Origin of the sequence: Delftia sp. GW456-R20 (genome assembly GCF_001622915.1) — a bacterium.
Classification (GTDB): domain Bacteria; phylum Pseudomonadota; class Gammaproteobacteria; order Burkholderiales; family Burkholderiaceae_C; genus Comamonas; species Comamonas acidovorans.
The window spans coordinates 630064-651159 of record NZ_LWCN01000004.1 but is presented as its reverse complement, the minus strand read 5'-3'; the positions used below and the strand labels follow the sequence as shown (position 1 = coordinate 651159).

Sequence of the window (21096 nt, the reverse complement as noted above, 5' to 3'; positions counted from 1 at the left end):
CTGGCAAAACGCCGAGGCGGTGCCTGGTGTCAGGCCGCTTTGGCGCCCCCGGAATGCTCGCAGGCAAAGGCCGGTGTGTCGGCCTCGCCCGGCCGCTCGCCGGCCACGAAGTAGCGGTCGCGGCCGCTGGCCTTGGCCTGGTACAGCGCGGTATCGGCCATGCGCAGCAAGGCACTCAAACCCAGCGGTGGGTAGGCCATGTTTGTGCAGCCTATGCCAATGCTCAGCGTGGGGCAGATGGCTGCGCCATCGTTCATGTCGATGCGAATTTCGCGCGTGGCCTCGCACAGCCGCTGGGCCACGGCGATTGCCGTGACGCAGTCGGCACCGGGCAGCAGCACCGCAAACTCCTCGCCGCCCAGGCGGCCTATGAGTTCATGCGGGCGCAGCGCCTGCGACAGGCGGGCCGAGACTTCCTGTAGTACCCGGTCGCCGGCGGCATGGCCATGGCGGTCGTTGATGTGCTTGAAGTGGTCCAGGTCGAGCATCAGCATGGCGCCTGACTGGCGCTCGCGCTGCAGGCGCTCCAGCGTGCGCTGTGCGCGCTCCAGAAAGCTGGTGCGTGCCAGCAGTCCGGTCAGCGCATCGTGGTTCACTGCATGGCGCAGCTTGCTGAGCATGTCCTTGAAAGCCATGAGCGTGCAGGCTACGGCCAGCGGGCCGATCGACAGCATGGCCAGACCCAGGCGGAAGGAGAACGTGGTCTCCAGCTCGGTGCCTTGCGAGCTGAACAACACATGGGAAAACGTGGCCAGCTTGATGGCACAGCTGACCAGGTTGAGCAGGGCGACCACGAACAGCCGATAGCGCATGGCGCACAGCAGCATGGCCGGCATGGTGAGCGACAGCGCGCCTGGTCCGCCCAGGTAGATGGCAATGGATTCGGAAATCGCCAGGGCAAGCAGCGGCAGCAAGGCCTGCGCCGTTTGTTTGAATGGCTGGCTGCGCCAGGACAGCGGCTCCAGCTTTGCCGGAAGGCTCAGCAGCACAGGCAGCAACAGGGTCATGTGCATCAACTCGCTGCTGAACCACATGGCCATCATGGGCTGCCAGGGCCAATGCATGAGATGGTGCATGCCCGCCGAGCCCAGAACGGCTCCGACCACGCTCACCAGCAGGCTGCACATCACCAGATGCAGCACCGAGGAAGGAGAGCGCATCTGCTGCACCCGCTGCGGCAGGCGCCGCATCATCACCCAGCCGCAGGCCACGGCGGCCAGGTCGGCAAAGGTCAGCCACAGGGTCTGGTCCAGCGGACTGCCGGAAAGCCATTCGGCCAGCGCCATGGCAATGGCGGCAGCCGTCCAGCCGTGTCTATGGCTGTAGGCAGGGCTGCGAAGCATCCAGCCCAGGAGCAGGGCGTTGGACAGCCACAGGGACGACAGATGCTCCGGAGAGCGCAGGCCCAGCGCCACGGCCGAGCACAGGAACAGCACCCCGCCCAGCACAAAGCTGTCCCGCCAGGGCGTTGCAGCTTGTGGAAGGCTCCACGGATCTCCGGATGCGGCGCGATGTGACATATGTCTCCCCTGTGGAGACCGAATGGAGGCACCGGACTCTGCGCGCGTTCGTCGGGCATGGCGGCCATGCCCTTGTCATGGTGGTGAACGAGCGGCCCGGCGGGCAGCGGGAACAGGAAATCCTCCTCGGGGCAGATAAAACAAGACGCGCGGGGTAACTTGAGTACACAAAATTTACGCCTGCGGGGCCAATCTAGCGGAAATGCATGTATTTGCAAGTACTGATCCATCTTGCATACAGCACGCTTTGAAAGCGTTTCGCAGGCGCCGGTAAGCCCGATCAGCACTGCCGCAAGTGGCAGCGGTGCGCCTGGAGCAGCTTTTGTGAAGGAAAGATGGGATGCATGCTAAGGATTCATGCGGTTCCGTAGTCAGGTCCCTGCGTGGTCCCTGCTTCCTGTCGCACCAAGAATTTGTAATTAGTTACTTTTGTTTCTGATGAATATCCCAAGAGCTGGTGGTGCCAGTTGTGGCGGCTGCCGTCCGGCGAAGGCTGGAGAGGCGTTCCAGCCGCCGCGGTACCAGGAAAAGTGCAACTCCTGTCGATAGAACGACGATGCGCAACGCATAAAATCGCCGGATTGGGGGAGATCTCTGCCGAAATGTGGAACCACATCCGGGCAGCTTCCATAGGTGCTTGCCGTTGAAATCCAGGGAACCGCATGGAATACCGTCTTGATGAAACCGACCGCCAGCTGCTGCGTCTGCTGCAGACCAATGCACGGGCTTCCACCGCTCATCTGGCTCGGCAGATGAATCTGGCGCGCACCACGGTGGTGGCGCGCATTGCCAGGCTGGAGCAAGAGGGCGTGATCGCCGGCTACGGCGTGCGCCTGGGCGCACGCGTGGAGCAGTCTGCTGTGCGGGCGTATTGCGGCATCCGCGTGCAGCCCAAGACGGCCACGTTGGTCATGCAGGCGCTCAACCGCTTCACCGAGGTCGAGGAGGTCTCGGCCGTCAGCGGCCAGTACGACTACATGGTGTTCGTGCGCTGCGAGAGCAATGAAAAGCTCGATGCGCTGCTGGACCGCATCGGCCTGATCGACGGCATTCAGCAGACCTACACCTCGGTGGTGCTCAGCCGCAAGATCGACCGGCGCACCACGGCGGCCCTGAGCCAGCCGGGCGAATCCGCTGCCTGACGGGCGCGCTGCAGCCCTTGCAACTACTGTCGGGTCTCTGACATCTGCTAGTGAAACTGCCGGGTAGGCAGTCCCTTGCGGCCCTCCTATGCTGTTGTGGGCCCCCGTACAAAAAGGGGGTCTTTCTTTGTGTACGCATAACACCAGGAGACAAAGCATGTACCCAGCGGTTCGCAGTGGATGGAAGCCCCTGTCATTGATTTGCCTGGCCGCCTTGGCGGCCTGCGGCGGTTCGGGCGACGGCTCCAGCAGCAAGTACAGCGCGGAGATCCGCCGCACGGAAATGGGCATTCCGCACATCAAGGCCAAGGACTGGACGGGCCTGGGCTATGGCGCCGGCTATGCCCAGGCGCAGGACAACCTGTGCACCATGGCCGACTCCTTCCTGACGTACCGCGGGGAGCGCTCGCGTTACCTGGGCGGCGATGCCCAGGCCGTCTACGACAGCACCATCGACCGGCCGCGCAATCTCGACTCGGACTTCTTCTTCCGCCATGTCGTCTCCGATGACGCCGTGGCCGCCATGATCCAGGCCCAGCCGGACAAGCTCAAGCAACTGGTCGATGGCTTCGTGGCCGGCTACAACCGCGTGGTGCGCGAGACCCCGGCCGGGGCCAAGACCAATGCGGCCTGCGCGGGCCAGCCTTGGGTGCAGGCCATTACCGCGCAGGACATCTGGCGGCGCATGTACACGGCCAATCTGGCCGGCGGCTACAGCAACTTCGTGGCCCAGATCGCCAATGCCGTGCCGCCTGCAGCGGCTGCGGCAGCAACGGCCTCGGCCAGGCCGGCGAAGGCCCGGCCGGCCGCGACACAGCTGGCCGCGCTCAAGCCGGGGCAGGTGGTGGCGCCATCATTGCAGGTGGGCGGCACCACGGGCATCGGCAGCAACATGTACGGCTTTGGCCAGCAGGCCACGGGCGGCGGCAGCAGCGTGCTGTTCGGCAATCCGCACTGGTACTGGAAGGGGCCGGACCGCTTCTATCAATCGCAGCTCACGATTCCCGGCGAGATCGATGTCAGTGGCGCCAGCTTTCTGGGCATCCCGATGGTGCTGATCGGCTTCAACAACGACGTGGCCTGGAGCCATACCGTGTCCACGGCGCGGCGCTTCGGCCTGTTCATGTACCAACTGGCGCCCAATGACCCGACCCGCTATGTGCGCGACGGCAAGACCGAGGCCATGCAGGCCAGCAAGATCACCGTGAGCGTGCGCAATGCCTCCGGCGGGCAGGACCAGGTCACGCGCACGCTGTACAAGACCGTGCACGGCCCGGTGGTCAACCTCGGCGCCATGGACCCGGCGTTGGGCTGGACCACGCAGAGCGTGTTCGCCATCCGCGACATCAACGCCTACAACTACCGCACCTTCCGCAACTGGCTGCGCTGGAACCAGGCCAAGTCGCTGGACGAGTTCATCCGCATCCAGAAGGAGGAGTCGGCCATTCCCTGGGTCAACACTGTGGCCGCAGGGCGCGGCAATGCCCAGGTCTGGTATGCCGACATAGGCGCCGTGCCCAACGTGCCGCCCGCGCAATTGCAGGCCTGTGCCACGCCCGCCTCGGCCGCCATCAACGCGGCGCTGCCCCAGGTGCCGGTGCTGGCCGGTGGCAGCAGCCAGTGCGACTGGAGTTCGGATGCGGATTCGGTGCAGGCGGGCGCCATCGGCCCCGCACGTATGCCCAATTTGCTGCGCAGCGACTACGTGGGCAACATGAACGACAGCTACTGGCTGTCCAATGCCTCGGCGCCGCTGACCGGCTATCCGGCCATCTTCGGCTCCACTTCGTCGGCCCAGAGCCTGCGCACGCGCCTGGGCCACACCATGGCGCTGCAGCGGCTGGCGGGCACGGACGGCTACCCGGGCAAGCTGGCCACCAGCGACATCGTGCGCCAGATGGTGCTGGACAGCCGTGTCTACAGCGCGCGCTTCAAGGACGAGGCATTGGCCCAGGTCTGTCCAGGCCCCGTGTCCTCGCCGGGTGAAACGGTGGACGTATCGGCTGCCTGCACGGCGCTGCAGGCCTGGGACGGCACGGGCACGGCGGCATCCAGGGGTTCCCATGTCTGGGATGAGTTCTGGAAGCGCGTGGCCAGCCAGATCAAATCGGCCGACCTGTATGCCGTGCCCTTCGATGCGGCCGACCCCGTCAACACGCCGCGTGGCATCAAGCCCACTGCCAAGGCGGCGCTGCAAAAGGCGTTCGCCGAAGCAGTGAAGGCCGTGCAGGCCAGCGGCTTTGCCATGGATGCGGCGCGCGGCACCGTGCTGTTCTCGCAGCGCGGCGGCGAGAAGATCGCGCTGTATGGCGGCTGCGGCGAGGTGGGCTACTTCACCATCACCTGCTCGGAAAACAAGATAGAGCAGGGCGGCTACAGCATGGACGGGCAGCCGCACGGCAACAGCTACATGCAGGTGGTGAGCTTCCCGTCGGCCGGTGTGGAGGCCCATACCTTCCTGACCTTCTCGCTGTCGGACGACCCGGCCTCGGCCCACTACGTGGACTACACCAAGGCCTACGGCGCGCGCCAATGGCTCAAGCTGCCGTTCACCGACAGCGCCATCCAGGCCAGCCCGGCCTACAAGACGCAGACCGTGAGCGAGTGAAGCAACCTGTGACCCGGTGACGGGCCGCCGGTTCGCTGGCGGCTCGCCGGGAGTGCAAAAAGCAACGGGGGCCGAGGCCCCCGTTGCTTTTGGAATGCGCTGGCCGTCAGTCCACGATGACACGCGGCTCGCCCGCCTCCATGCGGCCGACGATGGCTGCACTGCCAAAGCCCTGCTCGGCAAACAGTGCAAGCACCTGATCGGCAACATCCGGCGCGCAGGACACGAGCAGGCCGCCCGAGGTCTGCGGATCGGTCAGCAGCGCGCGCTGCGCATCGGTGATGCCGGCGCCCAGCGCAACCTGCGCGCCATACGAGGCCCAGTTGCGGCCCGAGGCGCCCGTGATGACGCCCTGCTCGGCAAAGCCCTGCACCGTGGGCAGCACGGGCAGGCTGCGGCTGTCGATGCGTGCCGTCAGGCCCGCGCCGCGTGCCAGTTCCAGGCCGTGGCCCAGCAGGCCGAAGCCCGTCACATCGGTCAGCGCGTGCACGCCGTCCATCTTGCCCAGCGCCGTGCCGGGGCGGTTGAGCAGGGTGGTTGCTTCCACCATGGCGCGGTAGCCGGCCTCGTCCAGCAGGTTCTTCTTGAGTGCGGCCGACAGAATGCCCACGCCCAGCGGCTTGCCCAGGATCAGCACGTCGCCGGCCCGGGCGTCGGCATTGCGCTTCATCTGGCGGGGGTTGACGATGCCTATGCCGACCAGGCCGTAGATGGGCTCGACCGAGTCGATGGAGTGGCCCCCGGCCAGCGGAATGCCGGCATCGCGGCAGACCGATTCGCCGCCTTCCAGGATCTTGGCAATGGTGTCGTGCGGCAGCACATTGATGGGCATGCCCACGATGGCCAGGGCCATCAGGGGCTGGCCGCCCATGGCGTAGATGTCGGACAGCGCATTCGTCGCGGCGATGCGGCCGAAGTCATACGGGTCGTCCACGATGGGCATGAAGAAGTCCGTGGTCGCCACGATGGCCTGCTCGTCGTTGATGCGGTAGACGGCGGCGTCGTCGGCGGTCTCCGTGCCCACCAGCAGGTCCGGGAAGAACTGCTTGGGCAGCGCGCTCTTGCCGATCAGCTCCGCCAGCAGGCCCGGCGCGATCTTGCAGCCGCAGCCGCCGCCATGGGACAGCGAGGTGAGTCGGGGGGCTTGGGAGGTGTCTGTGGTCATGGAGCAATCCGGCGATCGGCGGCGATCGCAGTAGTGGGAAAGAGTGCCTGCCGCCAGCGCGGCGGCGCGCCATATTATGGGCGGGCACGGCGGGCGGCCATGGTACAAGCGGGCATGTCCAAGTCTTTCACTCATGACCGCGCATCCGTGGAATGCGATCCCGAGACGGTGGTGGGCGTGGAGCAGCGCGGCTTCAACGCCTGGCCGGCCCAGCGCACCGTGCTCTGCGGCGACTGGCTGCTGCGCGCTGCGCAGGGCCATACCAAGCGCGCCAACTCGGCCAATGCCCAGCAGCCCGGCGCCCGCCTTGGCGCCTTGCTGCCGCAGATCGAGGCCTTCTACGAGCGCCAGGGCCTGCCTGCCATCTTTCGTCTCTCGCCCCTGGCAAGTCCCGAGGCGGATGCGCAGCTGGCGCAGGCAGGTTATCTGATGGCCGACCCTTCCCTGGTGATGCGTGCCGCATTGACGGACATGGCGCCGCCAGCGAACGACCACGGCTGGACCCTTGCCATTCAAGCCCAGCCTGGCACGGCCTGGCTGCAGGGCTTTGCCGAGGCCGGCGCCGTGCCGGAGCAGCACAGGCAGGCGCACCACCATATGCTGCAGTCCATTGCCTGGCCCGCCGCATTTGCTTCGCTGCAAGTGGGTGGTGGAGTGGGCGGCGAGGTGGCCGGGTTTGGCCTGGCCGTCGTGGAGCGCGGCTGCGTGGGCCTGTATGACATCGTCATCACGCCTGCGCTGCGCGGCCAGGGACTGGGCCGGGCGTTGGTGCATGGCCTGATGCACTGGGGGCAGACGCAGGGAGCGCAATGGGCCGAACTGCAGGTGCGTGCGCCCAACATGGTGGCGCGCGGGCTGTATGAAAGCCTGGGCTTTCAGGCGCTCTACGGCTATCACTACCGGCTTCCTGCCTCTGCGCTTTGATGTGTTGCCGCATTGGCCCATCACGGGCGACCCGGCGTGACAGTCCCGTCGGCCCGATGGGGTCGATATGTGAAAAAATGCTTCAGTGCGCCAGCGTGGCGCAATGCATGGATATTCCGTTCAAGGAGCCTTGGTTGGCAGCTCGCACACATCGCATACATCAAACACACCGCAGGTGGGGCATGGATTGCAGGATCAAAGGCCTGTCTGCCCGGGCCTGGCTGGTCGTGGGCTTGCTGGCCTTGCAGGCCGGGCTGGTGGGGCAGGCACATGCGGAGCCGGCGGCCGATGAGCATGAGCTGGGGGTGACCCGCACCGTCGTAGGCATCCTGGGCTACACGCGCTGGCCCACGGAAAGCCCCGTGCTGCGGCTGTGCGTGGTGGGCTCCACCGAATATGCCGACGACCTGCTCAATGGCGCACCGCAGACCGTGGGCAGCCAGCGGCTGGAGGTGCGGCGTGTGGTGCCCGTCGATGCGCGCGCCCTGGTCGAATGCGAGGGCATTTATGCCGGCCAGCTCGATGAGGCGGCCTGGCGCAAGCTCATGGAGCAGCTGGCCGGGCGGCCGCTGCTGACCATCAGCGAGCGGGGCGAGCTGTGCCGCATCGGCGCCATGTTCTGCCTGCGCCGCCGTGGCGAGGGTGCGGGCTTCGAGGTCAGCCTCGACTCCGTGGCCCGCAGCGGCCTGCGTGTCAATCCCAAGGTGCTGCAACTGGCGCGCCACAGGACCTTGCCATGAAGTTGTCCCTGTCCGGCAATGCCTCCCTGCGCAACGTGATCCGCCGCGCGCACCTGCGCATGGCGGCGGTGGCCATCGCGCTGGCGGGGGCGCTGCTGCTCATCGTCGGCGTGGCCACCCTGCGCCTGTACCTGTCCAACAACCTGCATCTGGTGGCCCGTTCGCTGGCCTATACGGTCGAGGCATCGCTGGTCTTCGGTGACCGTGACGAGGCCGCCCGCGTGCTGGACCAGCTGCTGCGCGGCGAAGGCGTGGCCCATGCCGAGGTCTTCGATGCCGAGGGCCGCCCGTTCGTGCGGTGGTCGGGCCATGGTGGCTCGGCGCTGTCCAGCATCGGGGAGCTGCTGGCCGTGGGCATTGGCCTGCCGCGCGCCGAGGCCGATGTGCGCCAGGACGGCAGGCTGGTAGGCAGTGTGCAGCTGGCCAGCGATGGCGTGGGCCTGGTCCGCTTCCTGGGCGCAGGTTTCATCGTGCTGGTGCTGTGCGTGGGTGTCAGCGGCTATGTGGGCCTGCGCCAGTCGCGCCGCATGCTGCGCGACATTGCCGAGCCGCTGCAGCAGCTGGCGCGCGTGGCCCGGGCCGTGCGCCATGACCGATCCATGGACCAGCGCGTGCCGCTGGCGCGCATTGCCGAGCTGCGCGAGTTGGGCGACAACTTCAACGCCCTGCTGGCCGAGCTGCAGACGCGCCATGAGCGGCTGCAGCAGCAAAATTCGGCGCTGGAGCGACAGGCTTCGCGCGACAGCCTCACTGGGCTGGCCAACCGGCTGCATTTCGAGCAGCGACTGCAGCAGGCGCTGGACAGTGCGGCGGAGAGCGGGCAGAAGCTGGCCGTGCTGTTTCTGGACAACGACCGCTTCAAGCAGGTCAACGATGCCTACGGCCATGCCGTGGGCGATGTGCTGCTCAAGGCGGTGGGTGCCCGGCTGCGCTCGCAGGTGCGCGAGACCGACCTGGTCGCCCGCCTGGGTGGCGACGAATTCGCCATCCTGCTCTATCCCATCGGCGGCGGTGGCGATGCGCAGATGGTGCAGGACAAGATAGAGGCCGCCATGCGCGAGCCCCTGGTCGTTGGCGACGGCGTGGTGCTGCAGCCTTCGGTCAGCGCGGGCGTCGCCCTTTTTCCCAAGCATGGCCAGAGCATGGAGACGCTGATGCGCCATGCAGACCAGGCCATGTACCAGGCCAAGGCCATGCGCCAGGCCGAACGAATCACAGGAGGATGACATGTTGAAACGACGGAGCTGGATCCGGATGTGCGGCGCAGGTGCGGCCGCAGTGCTGGCCCTTGCACTGGTCGGTTGCCAGACGGTGCCGCAGGCGCCGGCCAAGGCGCCGGGGCTGACCGAAGAACAGCAGCAGTTGCTGCGCAGCCAGGGTTTTGCGCAGGCAGACCAGGGCTGGGAGCTGCAGATGTCGGGCAAGCTGCTGTTCGGCTTTGATTCGGCCGAAGTCGGCGCCCAGGCGCGCACCAAGGTGCTGGAGCTGGGCCGTGCCCTCAAGGGCGTGGGCATCGAGCGGCTGCGCGTGGAAGGCCATACGGACGATCGCGGCAGCGATGCCTACAACATGCGCCTGTCGCTGCGCCGCGCAGAGGCCGTGGCCGATGTGCTGGCCGAAGCTGGCCTGGCGCGCCAGGATATCGAGGTCAAGGGCCTGGGCCGCGCCATGCCCGTGGTGCCCAGCGATGCGGCGGAGAACCGCCGCGTGGCCATCGTCGTGCCCTTGCAATAGCCGTAACCTGGCTGGAATCAGAGTCGGGGGATTGGCGGAAAGCAGCAGGAGTCGAACCTACCCAGGAGCGGCTGACGCCCCTGACCGGGTTTGAAGCCCGGGCGCACCACCGGGTGCGTATGCTTTCCTTCTGGATGTTGGGCACCCCCTGAGGCGCTTACGCGCCTTCCCCCTCTCTACCCGCTTCGCGGGGGAGGGGGACGACGCCATCGCCGCGAGGCGGCTCTTGCTCGGCGTCCCTGGGTTGGGCCGCGCCATTGCAGGTGCTATGCCCAAAGCCGGCTATTGTAGCGGTCCCATGGGAGCGTCATGGCTCAGCTTTTGGCTGGGGTGAGCGAATTTCCGCCAGTGGTCCACTGCACATCGGGGCGCAGCAGGTGGGCGTCGCGCAGGCGGCGGGTGTAGCCGATGCGGTCGAAGAATTCGAGGATCTGGATGGCGCGTTTGCGGCCCAGGCCGGTGGCGTCGCGGAAGGCGTGGGCCTGGATTTCGGCGTTGGGGGTGGAGGAGGCCAGTTCGCGGACCAGGGCCGCGAGTTCGTCCATGCGGGCTGCCGTGTAGAACAGGTCCTTGGTGACTTGGAACAATTGGCCCTGGCGTGCGAGCTTGCGCAGCAGCTGGCGCACGGTTTCCTCGCCGGTGGCGCTGTCGCGGGCCAGGTCGCGCACCCAGGGCGGGTCGTAGCGGCCGGCCTCGATGGCGGGCAGCAGTTTCTGGGCGATCTGCTTTTCACTGTCCGACAACTGCACGCTGTGGCCGGGCAGGTGCAGCCAGGCGCCGCTGGCGGCCAGGCTGCCGTCCTGCAGCAGGGCTTGCAGCAGGCCCTTCCACAGCGCGTCATGCCCTGCATGCACCAGGCCCGACAGTGCCATGCGGCGCAGGCGTGCGGCGTTCACGCCGGGCTCGTCGGGGCTTTTGTCGTGGAACCGCGCCATGCTGTCCAGCACCTGGTTGCGCAGCTGCTGCAAGCGTGCCTCGCCCAGCAGCAGCGTATCGCCCTCGGCCAGGGGGAGGCGGTGCACGCGGGCATCCGTGGCCACCGATGCGCGGCCCGTCAGGCGCATGAGCTGCGACGTGGCAATGCCGTGCGCCGCGCCTTGCACCAGCGCGCTGGCGTCCCCGGTGGCAATCAGCGATTCCAGCGCCTGCAGATAGGCCGTGCGCTCGGGGCTGCGGCGCTTGCGTGCGGGTGCAAAGGGGTCGATGACGCTGCCGCCGGCAATGGTGCGGCTGGCCTGGGCATTGCGCACGATGAGCCGGTCGCCGGGTTGGGCATGTACGGGCATGTCCAGCACCAGTTGGACGATGGCCTGTTCGCCCGGGCCCAGCGGCTGGTCCTGCAGCAGGGCCACGTGGGCCGTGCAGCGCGCCGTACCGATGTGCACATGCACAGGCGTCCATTGGGCCAGTGATGGCGCATCGGCCAGCAGTTGCAGGCGCACGTCGATCCGGTCGCTGGCCTGCAGCAGCCGTGCGTCGGCGATCCAGTCGCCGCGCGTGATGGCTTCCTTGGCAATGCCCGACAGGTTGAGCGCGCAGCGCTGTCCGGCCAGGCCCTGTTCGCTGGCCTGGTTCTGGGCATGCAGGCTGCGCACACGCACCTCGGTGCCCGAGGCAGAGTGCACCAGCGTGTCGCCCACCTTCACCTGCCCGCCGAACACGGTGCCCGTGACCACGGTGCCCTGGCCCGGCAGCGTGAAGCTGCGGTCCACGGCCAGGCGGAACAGCCCGTCGCTGGCCCGCGCGGGAATGGACTGGGCGCGCGCCATGAGGTGCTCGCGCAGCTGCGCCACGCCTGCGTCGTCAGGCAGGGCTGCCGCGGTAGGGAAGACCGGCGCGCCGGCCAGCGGCGTGGGGGCCAGCAGGGCCCCGATCTCGGCGCGCACCTGCTGCAGCCGCTCGGGCGTGGCGCGGTCGGCCTTGGTCAGGGCCACGGTGGCTTCGCGCACGCCCAGCAGCTGCAGGATGTCCAGGTGCTCGCGCGTCTGCGGCATGACGCCGTCGTCGGCCGCCACCACCAGCAGGGCGTGGTCTATGCCCACAGCGCCTGCGGCCATGGTGTGCACGAATTTTTCGTGGCCGGGCACGTCGATGATGCCCAGCACCTCGCCATTGGGCAGCGGCGTGTAGGCATAGCCCAGCTCGATGGAGATGCCGCGCGCCTTCTCTTCCTTGAGGCGGTCGGTGTCCACGCCCGTGAGCGCGCGCACCAGGGTGGTCTTGCCGTGGTCGATGTGGCCGGCGGTGCCGATGATCATGCGTTCGTCCTCAGGCGATGTGCAGCAGCGGCAGCTGTTCGGTGAAGGCAGGCTCGTCGGCCGCTTCCAGGCAGCGCAGGTCCAGCCACAGAGCGTCATCATGCAGCCGGCCGATGACGGGGCGGGGCAGGCCGCGCAGGCCTGCTTCAAGCCGGGTGAGCTGGCGGCCGGCCTGGCGACCGTCGGCCGGATGCAGGCGCAGGCCCCAGCTGGGCAGGTTTTCCACGGGCAGGGCGCCGCTGCCGATCTGGCTGTTCATCTCGGCGGTTTCCACCACGTAGCGGCTGCCCAGCGCCTGCTGCACCAGCGGCTGCAGCGCCTGCGCGCGGGCCTGCATGTCGGCCTGGGGCCGCGTGAACAGGCGCAGCGTGGTCAGGCGCTCGGCCAGCTTTTCGGGGTGCAGGTACAGGCGCAGCGTGGGCTCCAGCGCGGCCAGGGTGAGCTTGCTCACGCGCAGTGCGCGCTTGAGCGGGTGTTTCTTGATGCGGGCGATCAGGTCCTTGCGGCCCACGATCAGGCCGGCCTGCGGGCCGCCCAGCAGCTTGTCGCCGCTGAAGGTGACGATGTCGGCGCCCGACTCGATGGTCTCGCGCACCGTGACCTCGTAGGGCAGGCCCCATTCGCGAAGGTCGACCAGGGTGCCGCTGCCCAGGTCCACCACCATCTGCAGGCCGTGCGCATGGGCAATGGATGCCACCTCCGCGTCGCTCACGGCCTTGGTGAAGCCGGTGATGGCGTAGTTGCTGCAGTGCACCTTCATGAGCAGGCCGGTATGTTCGCCGACAGCGCCTTCGTAGTCGCGCGCATGGGTGCGGTTGGTGGTGCCCACCTCGACCAGGGTGGCGCCTGCGCGCGTCATCACGTCGGGAATGCGGAAGGCGCCGCCGATCTCCACCAGCTCGCCGCGCGAGACGATGACCTCGCGCCCGGCCGCCAGCGTGGCCAGGGTCAGCAGCACGGCGGCGGCGTTGTTGTTGACGACGGTGCAGGCCTCGGCACCCGTGAGTTCGCAGACCAGGGATTCGATCAGGTCGTCGCGGTCGCCACGGCCGCCGTCTTCCAGGTCGTACTCCAGGTTGGCCGGCGCCGTCATGGCGGCCACCACGGCGTCCACCGCCTCCTGCGGCAGCAGGGCGCGGCCCAGGTTGGTGTGCAGCACCGTGCCCGTGAGGTTGAAGACCGTGCGCAGCCGGGGCGCAAAGCGCCGCGCCAGGCGCAGGCCCGCCGCCTGGACCACCTCGGTGATGCCGGGCGCGCCTGCATCGGGCTCGCCGGACCGCAGCCGCTCCTGCGCATCGGCCCGCATCTGCGCCAGGGATTCGCGCACGGCCTGGGTGCAGGCATCGAGGCCGTGGCGCTCGCGCAGCGCGAGCATGTCGGCGCTCAACAGCACCTTGTCCACGGCAGGCAGGCGCAGCGCGGACGGGGCAGGGGAGGCGGCAGAGGATGCGGCAGAGGGGGCGGCTGTATCGGTCATGGCGTGCGAAAGGGTCAGGCAGCAGGCGTGGCGGGGTCGATCAGCGCGTCGCCGGCCTCATCCTGCTCCTCGGCAAAGGCCACGTAGAGCAGGGGATTGGCGCTGGCGCGCTGAAAGCGAGTCTCCTCGCCCATCAGCAGGTCCAGCATCAGCGAGGCCAGGTCGTCGGCCAGGGGCTCGGCCATCGGGTCCTTTTCCTGGTTGACCACCTTGCGGTAGCTGCCGCATTCCTCGCAGGTCTCGGCCAGCACGGTATCGCCTGCGCCATCGATGCCCTGGTACTCGACGCCCTTGGTCGACTCGCAGTGGGAGCACTTGACGCGCACCATGTGCCACTCCGTGCAGCAGGTGCCGCAGTGCAGGTAGCGGTGGCCTGCGGCCTTGCCGCCAATGCGCAGCACGCTGGCCACGGGCTCGCTGGCGCATACGGGGCAGATCGAGGCGGGATCGGTATAGGGCACATCGCGTGCGCTCAGGCCGCTGGCGCGCGTGGCAAACACCACCTGCAGCGCAGCCATCACAAAAGGCGCCATGCCCACGTGGCGGGCCGCCACTTCCTTTTGCAGCAGCCGCTGCGCGATCTCGTCACGCCCGGCCGTGTCCAGCGCGCGCAGCTCCTGCAGCAGCGGCTGCAGCGGCGCAGGCAGGCCATCGGCGCCCGACAGGGCATCGAGCATGCGGTCCAGCACGCCGTGCCAGGCGGCATCGATATGGTCGGCGGCAGGCAGCAGCGGCATCGAATGCTCCTGCGCCCGCGCAATCAGCGCCGCATCGGGCGCGGCCAGCGTCAACTGCCCGGCCGCCTTGCCCTGCGCGTCCACGATCTGCGCCACAAACCGCAGGTAATCGGCAATCGGATTGCCCTCGGCCAGCTGCCGCAGCCGCGCCGCCCGCTCGACGAACAGCCCCGGCAACTGCGGCAGCAGCACGCGCGGAAAACTGGTGTGGTCCAGCGACTCGATATCGCCGGGTTGAAGAATGCGTTGCATTGGAATGAATCCCAAAAAAACAGCCGCCCGGATCGCTGGGCGGCTGGGTGCTCAGGCTGATGCCTAGTATGACGCCATGTTCATGAAAACTGGCGCGGCCCAAGGCGAGGGGCACCGAGGAAGGGCCGTCCCGCGCCGAGGGTGCCGTCCCCCTCCCTCGCGCAGCGAGTAGAGAGGGGGAAGCGGCGTAAGCCGCTCAGGGGGTGTCAGTCATTATCCCCGGTCATCTTGCGATACCACCCCCGGTGATGCTGCTTGGCCCAGGCCCGCGTCACCGTGCCGTACAGCATGGCGCGGATGGTGCCCCGGGTCCAGATGGCCGCGTACACGTGCATGATGATCAGGCCGATCATCCACACGCCCGCAATGGCATGCACCACCGAGGCGGCGCGCACCACGTTGACGGGCAGCGTCCACCAGGCGCGCCACATGAGCGCGCCGGTCACGGTGATCGCCAGCATGCCGATGACCAGGCCCCAGAACAGCAGCTTCTGGCCGCCGTTGTACTTGCCCTGCTCGGGCATGTCGTGGTCGTCGCCGTCGATCATCTTGTTGACGTTCTTGAGCCACTCGATGTCGCGCGGCTCGACCACGTTCAGGCGCCAGAAGCGCAGCGCCATGATGATGAAGAACAGCGCCATCACCACCCCGATGTAGGGGTGCAGGATGCGCGTCCACGGCCCGCCGCCGAACAGCTGCGTGAGCGGGAAGAAGGCCGGGTGGAAGAACGCCAGGCCCGACAGCGCCAGCAGGATGAAGCAGATGCCGACCACCCAGTGGTTGGCACGCTCCGATGCGTTGTAGCGCACCAGGTCACGTGGATTGCGTTTCATCGGCGGGCCTCCTTTTCAGTGGCTTCCTGGTCCTTGCGGTCCATTTCGTCTTCCAGTTCCTTGGACACGTCGTTCGGGCCCTTGGTGATGTAGTGGAACAGGCTGCCGACGGCAGCTGCGCCCAGCGCGGCCATGGCCAGCGGCTTGGCAACGCCCTTCCACAGGGACACCATGGGGCTGATCTTCGGGTCGTCGGGCAGGCCCTTGTACAGCGAAGGCTTGTCCGCGTGATGCAGCACGTACATCACATGGGTGCCGCCCACGCCCTGCGGGTCATAGAGGCCCGCCTCGGCATAGCCGCGCCGCTTGAGGTCGCCGATGCGGTGCTCGGCCTGGTCCTTCATTGCCTCCTTGGTGCCAAACATGATGGCGCCCGTGGGGCAGGTCTTGACACAGGCCGGCTCGCGGCCGACGGCCACGCGGTCCGAGCACAGCGTGCACTTGTAGGCCTTGTGGTCCTTCTTGGAGATGCGCGGGATGTTGAACGGGCAGCCCGTGACGCAGTAGCCGCAGCCCACGCACTGGTCCTGCTGGAAGTCCACGATGCCGTTGCTGTACTGCACGATGGCGCCTGGCGAGGGGCAGGCCTTCAGGCAGCCCGGGTCCTCGCAGTGCATGCAGCCGTCCTTGCGGATCAGCCACTCCAGGTTGCCGGTCGCTTCGTTCTCGTACTCGGTAAAGCGCATGACGGTCCACGACTGATCGGTCAGATCGGTCGGGTTGTCATAGACGCCGGCCGCGCAGGTGCCGATTTCGTCGCGCAGGTCGTTCCACTCCATGCAGGCGGTCTGGCAGGCCTTGCACCCGATGCACTTGGAGACATCGATGAGCTTGGCCACCTCGCCGCTGTGCGTTTCGCGCGCACTGGGAGCAGGCGTCGTCGTGGCCGAGCGACGCTTGATATCGAGAGACATGGTTGATGACATCAGCTGCTCCTTAAACCTTTTCCACCTTCACGAGGAAGGTCTTGGATTCCGGGGTAAGGCTGTTGCCATCGCCCACCGATGCCGTCAGGTTGTTGGCCATGTAGCCCTTGCGGCCCGTCGACGAGAAGCCCCAGTGAATGGGCACGCCCACGTGGTGGATGGTCTTGCCATCGATCTTCATGGGCTTGATGCGCTTGGTCACCACGGCGGCTGCCTTGACGAAGCCGCGCTTGGAGCTGACCTTCACATGCTGGCCGGTCTCGATGCCCAGTTCCTTGGCCAGCGCCTCGCCGATTTCCACGAACTGCTCGGGCTGAACGATGTTGTTCAGCTGAACGTGCTTGGTCCAGTAGTGGAAGTGCTCGGTCAGGCGGTACGTCGTGCCCACGTGCGGGAACTCGCTGGGCGAGCCCGCCGAATCCTTGACGGAGTCGAAGATGCGCGTGGCCGGGTTGATGACCGCCAGCTTGTTGTCGGGATACATGGGGTTGTATCCCAGCGGGTTGTCAAAGGCCTCGTAGTGGGTGGGGAACGGTCCCTCGTTCATGCCCTTGCGGGCGAAGAAGCGCGCCACGCCCTCGGGGTTCATGATGAACGGATCGGTGGTCTCCGGCGGCATGGTCGGGCCCATGTCGGGCACGTCGGCACCGCCCCAGTTCTTGCCGTTCCAGCGGATCAGCGTGCGCTTGGGATCGAACGGCTGACCGTTGCGGTCGCAGGAGGCGCGGTTGTAGAGCACGCGGCGGTTGGCCGGCCAGGCCCAGGCCCAGTTCAGCGTGTTGCCTATGCCCGTGGGGTCGCTGTTGTCGCGCCGGGCCATCTGGTTGCCGGACGAGGTCCAGCAACCTGCCCAGATCCAGCAGCCGCCCATCGTCGTGCCGTCGTCGCGCATCTCGCCGAAGCCGGCCAGCTGCTCGCCGGCCTTGCGGATGAGCTTGGTCGGGTCCTTGGGGTCGAACAGGTCCACCAGGGCGCGGCCGTTGTACTCCTTGGCGATCTCTTCCGAGGTCGGATGATCGGCATGGGCGTAGGGCCACCACAGCTTGGTGATCGGCTCGGGGAACTTGCCGCCGTCCTTCTCATAGGCCTGCTTCAGGCGCAGGTGCAGGGCCGACATGATGGCGATGTCGGTCTTGGCCTCGCCCGGGGGCTCGGCCGCCTTCCAGTGCCACTGCAGCACGCGCGAGGAGCTGACGACGGCGCCGTCTTCCTCGGCAAAGCAGGTCGTGGGCAGGCGGAACACCTCGGTCTGGATCGATGCCGGATCCACGTCGTTGAACTCGCCGTGGTTCTGCCAGAACTCCGATGTCTCGGTGACCAGCGGGTCCATGATCACCAGGAACTTCAGCTTCTTGAGGCCTTCGCGCACATTGTTGCTGTTCGCAAGGGCCGCCAGCGGGTTGAAGCCCTGGGCGATGTAGCCGTTGATCTTGCCCTGTGCCATCAGGTCGAACACCTGCAGCATGTCGTACTGCCTGTCCAGCTTGGGCAGGTAGTTGAAGGCCCAGTTGTTCTCGGCCGTGGCCGCCGGTCCCCACCAAGCCTTCATCAGGCTCACGTGGAACTTGGGCGTGTTCGACCAGTAGTTCATCTGGCCCGGGCGCATGGCCTTGGGCGTGCGCGCGTCGATGTACTTCTGGTAGTCCTGCTCGCCTTCGTTGGGCAGCGTCAGGTAACCGGGCAGCGAGGCCGACAGGATGCCCAGGTCCGTCAGGCCCTGGATGTTGGAGTGCCCGCGCAGCGCGTTCATGCCGCCGCCGGCCACCCCGATATTGCCCAGCAGCAGCTGGACCATGGCGCCCGTGCGCAGGATCTGCGCGCCCGTGGTGTGCTGTGTCCAGCCCAGTGCGTACAGGATGGTCGCGACGCGGCCCGGCACGGCGGTCGATGCCAGCTTCTCGCACACGTGCAGGAATTTTTCCTTGGGCGTGCCGCAGGCGCTCTCCACCTTCTCGGGTGTGTAGCTGGCGTAGTGGCGCTTGAGCCATTGGTACACGCAGCGCGGATGCTGCAGGCTGGCGTCCACCTTCACGTAGCCGTCGGCGTCGAGTTCGTAGTCCCAGCTGGACTTGTCGTATTTGCGTGTCTGCGGGTCGTAGCCCGAGAAGATGCCTTCGTCGAACGCAAACTCCTCCTTCACGATGTACGAGAAGTCGGTGTAGTTCCTCACGTATTCGTGATGGATCTTGTCGTTCGTCAGCAGATAGTTGATCACGCCACCCAGGAACACGATGTCCGAGCCCGACCGGATGGGGGCGTAGAAATCGGCCACGGAGGCGGAGCGGTTGAAGCGCGGATCGACCACCATGAAGTGCGCACCGTTGTGCTCCTTCGCTTCGGTCACCCACTTGAAACCGCAGGGATGTGCTTCAGCGGCATTGCCGCCCATGATCAGGATAACGTCCGCGTTCTTGATGTCGACCCAATGGTTCGTCATCGCTCCACGGCCAAACGTCGGGGCAAGACCTGCCACCGTCGGGCCGTGTCAGACACGTGCTTGGTTATCGAGTGCGAGCAGGCCCCAGGAACGGGCAACCTTGTGTGTGACGTAACCGGCTTCGTTGCTGGAGGCCGAGGCGGCCAGCATGCCGGTGGTCAGCCAGCGGTTCACCGTCTGGCCCTTGTCGTTTTGCTCGACGAAGTTCGCGTCGCGATCGTCCTTGAGCAGCTTGGTGATGCGCGTCAGCGCCTCGTCCCAGGACATGCGCTTCCACTCGTTGGAGCCGGGGGCGCGGTACTCGGGGTACTTCAGGCGGTGCGGGCTGTGGACGAAGTCCAGCAGCGAGGCGCCCTTGGGGCACAGCGTGCCGCGGTTGACGGGGTGGTCCGGATCGCCCTCGACGTGGATCACCGACAGCTTGGCGTTCTTGGCGCCGTCGCTCAGCGAATACATCAGGATGCCGCAGCCTACCGAACAGTAGGTACAGGTCTGGCGGGTGACCGTGGTGGCGGCCAGCTTGAACTGGCGCACTTCAGCCAGGGCGGCAGTGGGCGAGAAGCCCATCAACGCCAGGCTGGATCCGGCCAGAGTCGAACCAGTCACTTTCATGAACTGGCGTCTGGAGAATTGGACCATGTGGGGTACCTTCTAATAGAAATTGACGCTTGTAAGCAAATTCTACGAGTGCACCCCGGAATCAATCCGGGAAATAACCCTTAATCCTGAGTCGTCCTGTGCGGCATTCGCGCGCAAGCTCCACGCCAGGCCTTGCTGCGCGGGGCTTGCCAGGGCGCCGCCCGGCGGGATCATCAGTTGAAATGATTATCTGGATTCAGGGCTTCGGACATTTTGTTTTATATCAATCCGCCATTCATTGAGTGGATGAATGAGGTCGATGGATCCAGGCTATTGCGCGAATGCGATCCATTTGCACCCATTGAATGCCTGAAAATGGATTTCCGGCCCCGTCCAGAGGGAGGGGCCGGAGCAGGCTCAGCGTGCCGGCGGGCGCGGATCCTGGGGTGCTTGCTTGAGGTCCATATCATCCGATGTCTGATATTCAGCATGCGCCAAACCTGCCTGGGCAAGTTGGCGGCGCTTTTCCTCATCTTGCACTTGCATGCGCGAGAACATGTCCCAGATCGCCATGAACAGGGCCGCGATCACGGGGCCTATCACAAAACCCGTCAGTCCGAAGAGAGCCATGCCGCCCAGCGTCGAGATCAGCACGATGTAGTCGGGCATCTTCGTGTCCTTGCCCACCAGCAAGGGGCGCAGCACGTTGTCCACCAGGCCGATCACCAGCACGCCGTAGGCGATCAGGATCAGGCCCTTGCCCATGGCGCCGGTGGCCAGGAAGTAGATGGCGACAGGGGCCCAGATCAGGCCAGCACCCACGGCGGGCAGCAGCGACAGGAAGGCCATCACCACGCCCCACAGCACGGGCCCCTGGATGCCCAGGATCCAGAAGATCAGCCCGCCCAGCGCGCCCTGGGCGGCCGCCACGGCCAGGTTCCCCTTGACGGTGGCACGGATCACGGTGGTGAACTTGCTCGACAGCTCGGCCTTGTGGTCGGCCTGCAGCGGAATGGCCATGCGGATGCGCTGTGTCAGGTCACGGCCGTCGCGCAGCAGGAAGAACAGCAGGTACAGCATCACGCAAAAGCCCACCAGGAAGCCGAACGTGTTCTGGCCTATGCCCAGCGCCTTGGTGGCGGCCAGCTTGGAGGCCTGCATGGCGATGCTGGACAGCTTGTCCTGCAGCTCGGCCAGCGAACCCAGGTGCAACCGCTCCAGCCAGGGTGTGACCCAGGAGGGCAGGGCGTCCATGATCTGTTGCAAATAGGTGCCTGCATCCAGGTTGCCGCTGTTGACGCGCTCATAGATCAACGAGGCCTCGCGCACCAGGGAGGCGCCGATCAGCGCCAGCGGCAGGATGGCCACGACCAGGCACAGCAGCAGGGTGGACAGGGCGGCGAGATTGGTGCGCCGGGGCATGCGCGCCAGCAGGCGCCGGTGCAGCGGCGAGAACAGGATGGCCAGGGCGACGCCCCAGAAGATGGCCCCCATGAATTCCCAGAGCACGGCACCGAAGCCGATGGTCGCCGCGATCAGCAGCAGCATGAAAGTGCGTTTGTGTAAGGGCAGCAGGTTCATCTGTCGGTCCGTTCGGAAGATGCGCCAATGTACGCGACTGCGGGAACTCCCGGAGGGTCCAGGTAATCGCTTGGTAACTGCCCTGCTGCGATGTTTGAACGGTGGCACAATGGCGGTCGCAACCAGGCCCTTCCCCAGCCACAGTCGCATCCGCCAATCGGTACAGCCGTGTCGCGGAAGGTT

At 66.6% G+C, this 21096-nt stretch carries 15 protein-coding genes and 1 tRNA gene; 6 read left to right on the top strand and 10 right to left on the bottom strand.

Going from position 1 to position 21096, the window contains the following annotated elements; all coding sequences use genetic code 11:
- Positions 1 to 29: 29 nt before the first annotated feature.
- A complete protein-coding gene (locus A4F85_RS08445; protein ID WP_063326304.1) occupies positions 30 to 1520 on the bottom strand; it encodes a GGDEF domain-containing protein in 1491 nt (496 codons plus the stop codon).
- A 662-nt stretch (positions 1521 to 2182) separates the two neighbouring features.
- Between A4F85_RS08445 and A4F85_RS08440 the strand changes: the two genes are divergently transcribed.
- Both A4F85_RS08440 and A4F85_RS08435 read left to right on the top strand, forming a co-directional pair.
- Positions 2183 to 2662 (top strand): Lrp/AsnC family transcriptional regulator, encoded by a 480-nt coding sequence (locus A4F85_RS08440; RefSeq protein ID WP_012205315.1) that lies wholly within the window; start codon positions 2183 to 2185, stop codon positions 2660 to 2662.
- Positions 2663 to 2819: 157 nt separating this feature from the next.
- A complete protein-coding gene (locus tag A4F85_RS08435; protein ID WP_063326303.1) occupies positions 2820 to 5270 on the top strand; it encodes a penicillin acylase family protein in 2451 nt (816 codons plus the stop codon).
- 106 nt (positions 5271 to 5376) lie between these two features.
- Here the strand turns inward: A4F85_RS08435 and selD are convergent, their stop codons facing one another.
- A complete protein-coding gene (gene selD, locus A4F85_RS08430; RefSeq protein ID WP_043781849.1) occupies positions 5377 to 6435 on the bottom strand; it encodes a selenide, water dikinase SelD in 1059 nt (352 codons plus the stop codon).
- A 99-nt stretch (positions 6436 to 6534) separates the two neighbouring features.
- Here selD and A4F85_RS08425 point away from each other — a divergent pair, with 99 nt between their 5' ends.
- From A4F85_RS08425 to A4F85_RS08410, 4 genes are all read left to right on the top strand, one after another.
- On the top strand, positions 6535 to 7359 hold the full coding sequence (locus tag A4F85_RS08425; RefSeq protein WP_063326302.1) for a GNAT family N-acetyltransferase: 825 nt from the start codon (positions 6535 to 6537) through the stop codon (positions 7357 to 7359).
- A 182-nt stretch (positions 7360 to 7541) separates the two neighbouring features.
- Positions 7542 to 8099 (top strand): YfiR family protein, encoded by a 558-nt coding sequence (locus A4F85_RS08420; protein ID WP_013802668.1) that lies wholly within the window; start codon positions 7542 to 7544, stop codon positions 8097 to 8099.
- Positions 8096 to 9325: a sensor domain-containing diguanylate cyclase gene (locus tag A4F85_RS08415; protein WP_013802667.1), complete on the top strand. Its 1230-nt coding sequence runs from the start codon at positions 8096 to 8098 to the stop codon at positions 9323 to 9325. The genes A4F85_RS08420 and A4F85_RS08415 overlap by 4 nt, the downstream gene beginning before the upstream one ends.
- 1 nt (position 9326) lies before the next feature.
- Positions 9327 to 9833, top strand: coding sequence for an OmpA family protein (locus A4F85_RS08410; protein WP_013802666.1), 507 nt, complete (start codon positions 9327 to 9329; stop codon positions 9831 to 9833).
- Positions 9834 to 9865: 32 nt separating this feature from the next.
- On the opposite strand, the gene A4F85_RS08405 is transcribed toward A4F85_RS08410, so the two are convergent.
- The 8 genes from A4F85_RS08405 to A4F85_RS08365 all read right to left on the bottom strand — a co-directional run bounded on the left by A4F85_RS08405 (position 9866) and on the right by A4F85_RS08365 (position 20913).
- A tRNA-Sec gene (locus A4F85_RS08405) sits at positions 9866 to 9961 on the bottom strand.
- 186 nt (positions 9962 to 10147) lie between these two features.
- A complete protein-coding gene (gene selB, locus A4F85_RS08400; protein ID WP_063326301.1) occupies positions 10148 to 12091 on the bottom strand; it encodes a selenocysteine-specific translation elongation factor in 1944 nt (647 codons plus the stop codon).
- Positions 12092 to 12101: 10 nt separating this feature from the next.
- A complete protein-coding gene (gene selA / locus A4F85_RS08395) occupies positions 12102 to 13568 on the bottom strand; it encodes an L-seryl-tRNA(Sec) selenium transferase (protein WP_063326300.1) in 1467 nt (488 codons plus the stop codon).
- A gap of 14 nt (positions 13569 to 13582) precedes the next feature.
- Positions 13583 to 14557 carry a formate dehydrogenase accessory protein FdhE gene (gene fdhE / locus A4F85_RS08390; protein ID WP_063326299.1) on the bottom strand — a complete coding sequence of 325 codons (975 nt, stop codon included), beginning with the start codon at positions 14555 to 14557 and terminating at the stop codon, positions 13583 to 13585.
- A gap of 206 nt (positions 14558 to 14763) precedes the next feature.
- Positions 14764 to 15390, bottom strand: a complete 627-nt coding sequence (locus A4F85_RS08385) for a formate dehydrogenase subunit gamma (RefSeq protein WP_012205324.1) — start codon at positions 15388 to 15390, stop codon at positions 14764 to 14766.
- Positions 15387 to 16316, bottom strand: coding sequence for a formate dehydrogenase subunit beta (gene fdxH, locus A4F85_RS08380; protein WP_063326298.1), 930 nt, complete (start codon positions 16314 to 16316; stop codon positions 15387 to 15389). The genes A4F85_RS08385 and fdxH overlap by 4 nt, the downstream gene beginning before the upstream one ends.
- A 10-nt stretch (positions 16317 to 16326) precedes the next feature.
- Complete coding sequence (gene fdnG, locus A4F85_RS08375) at positions 16327 to 19392, bottom strand: formate dehydrogenase-N subunit alpha (RefSeq protein ID WP_081816151.1); 3066 nt, start codon at positions 19390 to 19392, stop codon at positions 16327 to 16329.
- Between the two features lie 357 nt (positions 19393 to 19749).
- Positions 19750 to 20913 (bottom strand): AI-2E family transporter, encoded by a 1164-nt coding sequence (locus A4F85_RS08365; protein WP_034393000.1) that lies wholly within the window; start codon positions 20911 to 20913, stop codon positions 19750 to 19752.
- Positions 20914 to 21096: the final 183 nt, after the last annotated feature.